This window comes from Streptomyces sp. CC208A (genome assembly GCF_030010625.1).
GTDB lineage: Bacteria > Actinomycetota > Actinomycetes > Streptomycetales > Streptomycetaceae > Streptomyces.
In genome coordinates this window covers 338772-346944 of the sequence record NZ_JASCXN010000005.1, presented here as the reverse complement: position 1 = coordinate 346944, position 8173 = coordinate 338772, and the positions used below count along the sequence as shown (strand labels likewise).

General features: G+C 68.9%; 9 protein-coding genes. 3 read left to right on the top strand and 6 right to left on the bottom strand.

The features are described 5' to 3' along the window. Positions 1–184 precede the first annotated feature (184 nt). The 5 genes from QK442_RS09285 to QK442_RS09265 form a co-directional block, all read right to left on the bottom strand. Positions 185–682 carry an NUDIX domain-containing protein gene (locus tag QK442_RS09285; protein WP_282693381.1) on the bottom strand — a complete coding sequence of 166 codons (498 nt, stop codon included), beginning with the start codon at positions 680–682 and terminating at the stop codon, positions 185–187. A gap of 177 nt (positions 683–859) precedes the next feature. Further along, the gene (locus tag QK442_RS09280) at positions 860–1480 is read right to left on the bottom strand and encodes a DUF5753 domain-containing protein (protein ID WP_282693380.1); all 621 of its coding nucleotides are present in this window, start codon (positions 1478–1480) and stop codon (positions 860–862) included. 102 nt (positions 1481–1582) lie between these two features. After that, a complete protein-coding gene (locus QK442_RS09275) occupies positions 1583–1936 on the bottom strand; it encodes an ASCH domain-containing protein (RefSeq protein ID WP_282693379.1) in 354 nt (117 codons plus the stop codon). Continuing rightward, positions 1933–3048, bottom strand: coding sequence for a hypothetical protein (locus QK442_RS09270; protein ID WP_282693378.1), 1116 nt, complete (start codon positions 3046–3048; stop codon positions 1933–1935). The genes QK442_RS09275 and QK442_RS09270 overlap by 4 nt, the downstream gene beginning before the upstream one ends. After that, positions 3045–3545, bottom strand: coding sequence for an ATP-binding protein (locus QK442_RS09265; protein WP_282693377.1), 501 nt, complete (start codon positions 3543–3545; stop codon positions 3045–3047). Before QK442_RS09265 ends, QK442_RS09270 begins: the two co-directional genes overlap by 4 nt. Before the next feature lie 104 nt (positions 3546–3649). Between QK442_RS09265 and QK442_RS09260 the strand changes: the two genes are divergently transcribed. Next, the gene (locus QK442_RS09260; RefSeq protein WP_282693376.1) at positions 3650–4987 is read left to right on the top strand and encodes a helix-turn-helix domain-containing protein; all 1338 of its coding nucleotides are present in this window, start codon (positions 3650–3652) and stop codon (positions 4985–4987) included. Further along, a complete protein-coding gene (locus QK442_RS09255; RefSeq protein ID WP_282693375.1) occupies positions 4984–5802 on the top strand; it encodes a class I SAM-dependent methyltransferase in 819 nt (272 codons plus the stop codon). The genes QK442_RS09260 and QK442_RS09255 overlap by 4 nt, the downstream gene beginning before the upstream one ends. Before the next feature lie 12 nt (positions 5803–5814). Here QK442_RS09255 and QK442_RS09250 read toward each other — a convergent pair whose 3' ends face one another. Next, entirely contained in the window at positions 5815–6474 is a 660-nt protein-coding gene (locus QK442_RS09250) for an SMI1/KNR4 family protein (protein ID WP_282693374.1), read from the bottom strand. A 372-nt stretch (positions 6475–6846) separates the two neighbouring features. Here QK442_RS09250 and QK442_RS09245 point away from each other — a divergent pair, with 372 nt between their 5' ends. After that, the gene (locus QK442_RS09245) at positions 6847–8115 is read left to right on the top strand and encodes a hypothetical protein (protein ID WP_282693373.1); all 1269 of its coding nucleotides are present in this window, start codon (positions 6847–6849) and stop codon (positions 8113–8115) included. The last annotated feature ends 58 nt before the right edge of the window (positions 8116–8173 follow it).

Genomic DNA, 8173 nt, shown 5'->3' with positions numbered 1-8173 from the left:
CAAACCCCGCAGTCCGCCTGAACCAATCAAGATCGGACTCTACGAAACTCGGGGCAGCTCATTCCTTCGCCTTGATGTTCTTCAGGAAGGTGTTGAACCTGGTCGCCGTGCTCAAGGGCCCCCCTTGCTCGTGCTGGAGGGGTGAGCTTAGGGGCTGCCACCGACAATGGCGGGATTTCGGGAGCTAGGCCCATCCGTCCAGGGAGACCTGCGGTCCGCCTGCGAGGTACTGGTGGAGGGCGCTGGCGGTGGTGCCGACGAACCCATCGGGGATGGTGTTGGTGTCGGCCCAACGGACCTGGGAGTGCTTGCGGGGTTCGCGGTTCTCGGGTTCGCCGGTCCATTCGTGGGCGGCGAAGACGACGGTGAGGAAGCCGTTGGGGGCTTCCACGCCCCAAGCCCCGTGGATGACGTGGGCGACCTTGAGGGACTCGGGCTTCACCGTAAGGCCGGTCTCCTCGTACAACTCGCGGACGGCCGTCTCGGTGATCGGTTCGCCCGGCTCGCTCTTGCCGACGGGGAGGTCCCACATGCCCTGGCCGAACTTGGCGTTTTCGCCGCGCTGGAGGAGGACAACGCGGTTGGTGGCCTTGTCGTGGACGATGACGGCCGCGACCAGCAGGGTCATCGATTCGAGCGCCGGCTTGAGGGCCTTCGGCTGGTCGTCGGCCTGCTGGGCCATTGGGTTCCCTTCGTCGGGCGGGATTGTCGGGCATGTGAGGGCGATGGCCTCGTCAGCGCTGGCTTGGGCGGCGAGGCTGCCGCTGAGGTTTTGATTGCTGGCGATGGGGCGCGATGGTCTTGACCGGGTGCGCTTCGGGCTGCTGCGCGGCGCTCCGCCGATGGTGTGTCGAGGGGACTACTGCCGGAGCGGGGTGTTGGTCCAGAAGGAGTGGGCCTTCATCAGGAGCTGCTCGGCGGCGTCGCCGTACGATGCCGCACTGCTCAGCGCGGCGAAGGCTTTGTTGTAGAGGTCGAGTTCGCTCTGTTCCGTGATGTCCACGGAGGAGGAGACGAGTTCGACGTGAGCCCGGTCGCCATCGCCGTAGAGGTTGAACGCGTGGATGGGGAACAGGTCCACCTGCGCGGTGGAGGGAAGGATCCCGAGGGTGAGAGAGGCCAGGCCGAGCTCTCGCAGGAGGCGCTCGATCTGTTCTCGCATGACTTCGGGCCCACCGATGTTCGTGTAGAGAGCCTGCTCCCCGAGGACGACGTCGTAGTGGTGCTCGCCGTCGTACAGCACTTGCTGTCGCTGCATGCGCTTGGCGACGCCCGCCAGCACGTCGTTCGGGATGCCGAGGAAGTTGACGACCTGGCCGAGGATCACGGTGGCGTATGCCTCGGTCTGGAGCGTGCCCCAGATCATCGTGGGCACATACGCCTTGCCTTCGCGCGTGCCCTGGTACCAGCGCACCACGTCGTCCTGAGTCGCTTCTGTACCGGTGGACAGACGATCCGTCCAGGGAACTGAACTGGTCACCGCATCCCCTCCTGCGTGGTGCCGCCGGGGCGGCTTCGATGGGCGTTGCCGTTCCGGTCGAGGATGGCGCCGAGTGTCCGATCTTGTAAGAGCGGGAATCGGTCAGGCCATGCGCTTCATCTCGATGGCGAGGGCTCCGAGGGCTTCCTTCTCGGGCCCGTAGATGGTGCGGATGTTGGCCAGCTGCTGGTCGCGGGTGGCGGTCGGGTTGACGTTGGACGGGCCCTCGCCGTCGAGGAGAGCCTCGAAGTCGGGGTACTCGGTGACGCGGAGGACTTCGACGTCGCAGGTCTCGTCGGTGTCCTTGATGCGGAAGCGGATGGTGTCGCCGGCGGCGAGGTCCGCGAGGTGCGGGTACTTGACCCGCACCTCGATGGTCTTGGTGCCCGCGGAGACGAGCTCGAAGTACTGGCGGTAGAGGTTGAGCTCGCGGACGCGGGCGATGCGGTCGGTCATCGGGAGGGAACACTCCTGGGGGACGGTGCGGTGATCAGGCGGCCGATCTCGGCGGCCGAGTACGAGCGGAAGAAGTGGCGGGGGTCGGAGAGCAGGGTCTCGGCCATGGCGAGCAGCTGGTCGGCGTACTCGGTGACGGTGCCGGGCCACTGCCGGGTGTCGAGCATCCAAGGGGCGGCGCCCTTGGGCAAGGGGGCACGGCCTTCTCGTATGAGGGATTTCGACAGCTTGGCGCCGGTGTCGGTGACGACCTGGGGGCAGAACAGGCGGGCCGGGAGTTGGGTGCGGGTGAGGCCCACGGCCTGGAGGGCCTCGTCGACGAGGTGGGAGCCGAAGACCCAGTCGCCGCCCTTGACCATGACGTGCAGGGTGCCCTGGGGGCTGGTCAGGGCGAGTTCCTTGACCAGGTTGCGGTACAGGGTGGCCAGGTCCAGGTACGCGCCGGCGGTGGGCGTGATCGTGGCCTCGTACGGGCCGTGGTGGAGGCAGACAGCGGAGACCTGCGCGGACTCGGGGCCGGTGAGGTTGACCCGTGTGCGTTCGGCGTGTTTCTCGGCCCAGCCGCAATCGGGGTGCGGGCAGGGAACGCGGAGGTGCGGGGTGCCGGTGGAGGGGGCGAGCCACCAGCGGGCGGCGTCGATACGGGGGAGGAGCCGGAGCCAGGTGCGGCGGTAGTGCTCGCCGGCTTGCTGCTGGGTGTACGTCTCGATGCGGTGCGGGAGGCCCAGGCGTCGGGACAGGGCGGTGAAGAGGGGTTGGTAGAGGGCGGTGACGAGGTCGCGCAGGGCCTGCTCGCCGAGGGTCTGGGCGTAGGCGCGCTGGTAGCGGTGGCCGCTGGCCGGGTCGGTGGCCAGCTCGTACGGGGCGTTGTCGAGGGCGCTGAACAGCACCTCAGTGGGAAGCCCGAAGCGGTCGCGCAGGCGGGCCGCCATGGCGAAGGCCAGGGACTGCACGAGCGAGGTGCCGATGTGCGGGGCGCCGTTGATCTGGGTGCCGACCACCAGCACGATCCGCTCGGGCGGGGAAGCCAGGATGCGCGGGGTCAAGACGTCCTCGGCGTGGTGGAGGGCATTGGCGAGAACGGTGTTCGGCGAGACGGGATGGGTGGTCACGAGGTGCCTCCCTGGGGGCCGGTGGTGTGGGGCGGCAGGGGCGCGGCCCCGTTCTTGGCACGGTCGAATGCGGCCCAAACGCACTTTCCGGGGCCCGTCCGCTCCTTCACGCCCCAGCTGTCGGCGGTCGCGGCGACGATCAGCAGACCGCGGCCGTTGACGGCGGACTCCTCGGGAACGCGCTTCGTCGGCCTGTTCTCGCCGCTGTCGTGGACCTCGATCCGCAGCTCCTCGTCGAGGGACTCGACGCGTACGAGGACCAGCCGGCCCACGGGCACCCCGTGGAGCACGGCGTTGGTGACGAGTTCCGAGGTGCACAGCCGCATGTCGTCGAGGCGGCTCGTCTCACCCCATTCGGTCAGTGTGGCGGCGACGAAGTCGCGAGCGGTACGCGGTGTGGTCCGGCGGCGGGGGAACAGCGTCGTGCGGTGCCGACCCGTGCCCGAAAGGAAGTCCGGGGCGGCGTCGGTTGCCTGGTGGGTGAGTCTGCTTGCCATGGCCAACAGCAAAGCGACTTAACTCATTTGGGTCGGGAGCCAGCACGGGGGCCAAGACAGGGGCCACTATGGGGGCCAGAGGTCACGTGCTCCTGGGAGACGGCATGGGCGACACCGGGATCGGAGCCTTGCTCGTCCGGCTGCGCACCGCGCGCGGCTGGAGCCAGCAGAGGGTTGCCGACGAGTACAACGCCCTGGAGGGGCGCTCCGCCAAGACCGGCAAGGAGATCGGGCGGTACGAGCGCGAAGCGCGAGTTCCCGTTCCCTACGCCCGGAAGTACCTGGCGCAGGTCTTCGGTGTCGATGTCGCCGTGCTCGACCATGCTGTTGCCGTCAGCAAGGGGCAGCGGGATGGCTCCGATGCCGCCGAGGTGGAGATCGTGCTGCCGGTGCTGCCGCCCGAGAACACCCATGTCCGTGGAGACCCACTCTCTGAGGACGCGGTGCGGTCGGCGGACTTCGCCCGCTTCATCGCGCAGCGGAACGCCGACGAGTTCGTTGTAGAGCAGCTGGAGGCAGACGTCGGCCGGCTCGCCCGTACGTACGTCAGCCACCCGCTGATGGAGCAGTACGTCGAGATCAGGCGGTTACGGGACGGGGCCTTCGAGCTGCTGCGCGGGCGCCAGCACCCCCGGCAGACCGCTGACCTCTACCTCTCCGCTGCTCGCCTCTGCGGCCTGTCCGCGCACGTCTGCCTTGACCTTGGCGCCTACGACTCCGCCGCCACCCACGCCCGCACCGCTCGGGCCTGTGCCGAGGCGGCCGGGCACGAGGGGATGCTGGCCTGGGTACGGGCCGTGGAGTCGTTAATCGCGTACTGGACAGGGCGGTACGAGCAGGCGGCCCGGCTTGCGCAGGCCGGTCGGCGGCACAGGACGAATGGCAGTATCGGCGCACGGCTGGCGAGTCTGGAGGCGCGGGCGTTGGCGATAGTCGGCGACTCGGCAGGCGCGCTCGCCGCCCTGTCGGATGCCGAACGATCGCGCGAGGCGATCTCGGGTGGGGACGAGGTGCTGGGAGTCTTCGACTTCCCTGCGGCCAAGCAGTTCGCTTACGCCGGAACGACCCTCTTGGCCGTGGGCGGACAGGAACACGTCCACCGGGCCATCGTCAGCGCGGAGACGGCGATCCGCCTCTATCGAAGCGCGGAAGGAGACGACCAGTCGGTTGGTGACCTGTTCGCCGCGCACCTCGACCTCGCCAGTGGCCACCTACTCCTGGGCGACCTGGATGGCATGGAAGAGATGCTCGGCTTTGTGCTCCAGTCCTCGCCGGAGCGCATGTCGGCCAGCATCGTGCGCCGGCTCACCATTCTCGGGCGGGAGCTGGAAGGGCCGCAGTACGGTGGAGCCGCGCAGGCGGTGCACCTGCGCGAACGACTCCAGCACACGGCCGTCCGTGCGTCCCTGCCCACCGCCCGCCCTCCGGAGTTGCCGACGTGACCGACCTGTCCGCTGCCCACGACGCCGCCGTCACCGACCGGGCCCGCTTGGCGGGCAGCGCCTACAACGGAGACCGGGACTTGGCCGCCCGGCAGTCGCTCTACCAGTGGCAGACACCGCGGTACGACCTCCCCGGCCTCGTGGCCGAGCAGCTGGGCGACGTACGTGGGCGGGTCGTCGACATCGGCTGCGGCAACGGCAAGTTCATCCAGCGGCTCCGCCAGGACCGCCCGGACCTGTCCCTGCTCGGCTTCGACATCGCCCCCGGCATCCTCGCCGGCGTCCCCGGCCCGGTCGCCGTGGCGGACGCCACGCGGCTTCCGCTGGCGGCGGGCAGCGTCGACGCCGCTCTCGCGCTACACATGCTCTACCACGTGCCTGACATTCCCCAGGCGGCCAGGGAGGTGGCCCGGGTCGTGGCCCGCGACGGGCTGGTGGTCGCCTCCACCAACAGCGACCGCGACAAGGCCGAACTCGACGACCTCTGGCAGCGGGCCGCCGGCGACGTCCTCGGCGTCGAGCGCGGCCCGGCCCGAATCTCGCTCAGCGCCCGCTTCTCCCTGGAGAAAGCCCCGGCCTTCCTCGGGGAGGAGTTCAGGCAGGTCGAGGTCGTCGAACTGCCAGGGACCATCACCGTCCGCGACCCTGAGCCCGTCATCGCCCACATGGCTTCGTACCGAGCCTGGGCAGACCAGCAGGACGTGCCCTTCGACGCGACCATTGATCGGGCCCGTGCCCTCGTCGCCGACGACATCGCCCGCAATGGCGCGTATGAGATCACCTGCCTTGGCGGCATTCTTGTCTGCCGCCGCTGACAGGGAGAGTCGCTACAGCTCGTCGGTCACACTGCCGTCGGGGTGGTGGCGGTAGAAGTACACGCGGCGCTCGTCCGAGGGCTTCTGCTGTTCGGCTTCGTACCAGGGAACCAGGCGAGCCCACGCTTCCCTTTGCTGACGGACGTTCGCTTCCAACCAGTCCGTGAAGCGGATGTAGACCCGAGACGGTTCGGCATCACCCTCGGAGTAGGTCCACACCTCTGGATCGGGCCCTTCGCCGCGCAGGAACTCGAATTGGTAGCCCTGGTGCATGAAGATCACGCGATCGGAGCTGCGCAGGTGAAAGGGCTCTTGGTTCTCTCTCAGCAGCTCGTCCGCTGCTTCCCGAAGGCCGATGACGTGGGGGTAGAAGACGCCACTGCCTTGAAAGAAGTAGCCGGCACCGCCACCGACGAGGCGGAGGAAGCAGGCGTAGGCCGCACTCAGAGGAGCAGGCTGGTCCCGTTCGATTTCGTCGAGCTCGTCGGCTGACAGCCCGCGCAGCCCGTCTGCCGTAGCCGTCGTGCCGTCGGCGACTGACGCCACCAGAGCGCGAACCAGCGCCTCGGGGGAGATGCCTGCTGTCCCGTGCAGGGGAGTAGCAGACGCGGCTATCGCATTCTCGGACTTACGCCGGCTCACACCCTGCTTGGCCTTCTTCCAGAACTGCACGCGATCCCACCCCAGCACTCTGGCCGATCCTGCCCCGGTCCGTCGGCCTGAGGCTAACGGACATCTGCCGCCTCGGTTCGAGTCCTTGCTAGTGCGTGGGTCGGGCCGTGACCAGGAGCGGCGAGGGCATCAGGGCGTTGCTCGAGAGTGAGCCGTCTGTGGTCTGTGGCACGTATCAGCGGCGCTGGTGTCGGAGTCGGCTGGAACACTGCGGTCGTGATCAACGAGATGACCCCAGACCTTCCCGGTACTCCCGCCGGCTCCCTGCCACCCAGAGCACAGGCAGAGCTCGCCGGCACCGCCTGGGAAGAGCTGTCGCACGTCTGTACGGGCCAGCACGGTGTGCCTGACACACCGAACATCCTCAGCGCTGTGCTTGCCCCCGCCCCGGCCCGCCGGGTACGGGCGGTAGGCGATCTGTATCGGCTGCTCCTCAATCAGGAGCAGGTGTTTCCGGCGACCGCTCCGGCAGCCTTGGTCCTGGCCGGTCTCCTCGACGATCCGCGCACCCTCGCCGAAGACCGGTGGGAACGCAGGGCCGGTCGGCGGTCGCTTCGCGCCGAACTGCTGAACTGGCTGGCTTCGTTCGCCGACATCGCCCGCCTGGACGTCGAGGACGGCGCCGGCACGGCACAGAATCTGGCCGCCGCCCGTGCGGCAAGGCCAATACTCCACGACAGCATCGCGGACTTCTGCGACGCCGACGATCCACTGGTGAAGGAGGCCGCGCTCGCGGCCACCGCCCTTCTCCTGGCCGACCCCGCCCTCGCCTCGTCCGTACCCCGGTACGCGCCCGCCGTTCGCGAGGTCCTTGCCGTGAGCGCGGACTCGTACTACCGGTGGATCGCCCGGGAACGGCTGGCTGCCTGGGGTGAAGATGTCACCAGTCTCGTCACTACGGAGGAGGAGCGCCGCGCGGCCCTGGACCGGGCACACGTTCTGGCGGAGGACCCATTCGGGGAGGGGCAGGAGCAGGCGATCCGCTGGCTGGAAGAGCAACCCGAGGACACCGCGGCTCCGGAACGACTCGGCCGCCGACGTGGGCACCGGACCGCACCTATACCGGCCGCCCTGCACGAGCCGGCACCCGAGCTGCCCGTGGCCGCCTTGGGGAGCGAGGTGGGGTACCGCGGCCCGTGGCGGATCGCCCGGGAGGAGGAGCGCGCCGAGTGGACGTTCACGCCGTACGTAGGCGTCGGCCCCCTGCACTTCGGGATGACCTTGGAGGAGATCACCCGTGCTCTCGGCGAAGGACCGGCTGTCTCGTCCTACTCCCACCACGGCGAAGACCAGCAGCTCAACTACGCCGACTTCGCTGAGTGTGGGATCAGGGCCCTCTTCCGCAACGGCCGCCTGGGGTGCGTCGCCGCAGACGCCCTCACCGGCCCCCAGGTGAGCCTGGAAGCGGCCCCGCTGACCGGCTGCGCACCTTCCCACGTGGAGGACTGGCTCGTCCACCGCGCAACACGGCCCGGCAGCCTTACGTACAGCGTCGCCGGCGATCCGGTCTTCGCCGACCTCGGCCTGGCAATCCGCTCCCAGCGGGCCGGCGACGTCGTCCTGACCCGCCCCCTCTTCCTACTCCACGACTGGCTCGACCTGTGGCACGCGCTGCCCAGCGAGGAGTGGAACTGCTCCTGAAACGTGGTTCGCCGGTCGGCCTCACCTGAGCGCGAGGCCGACCGGAACGACATCTTGT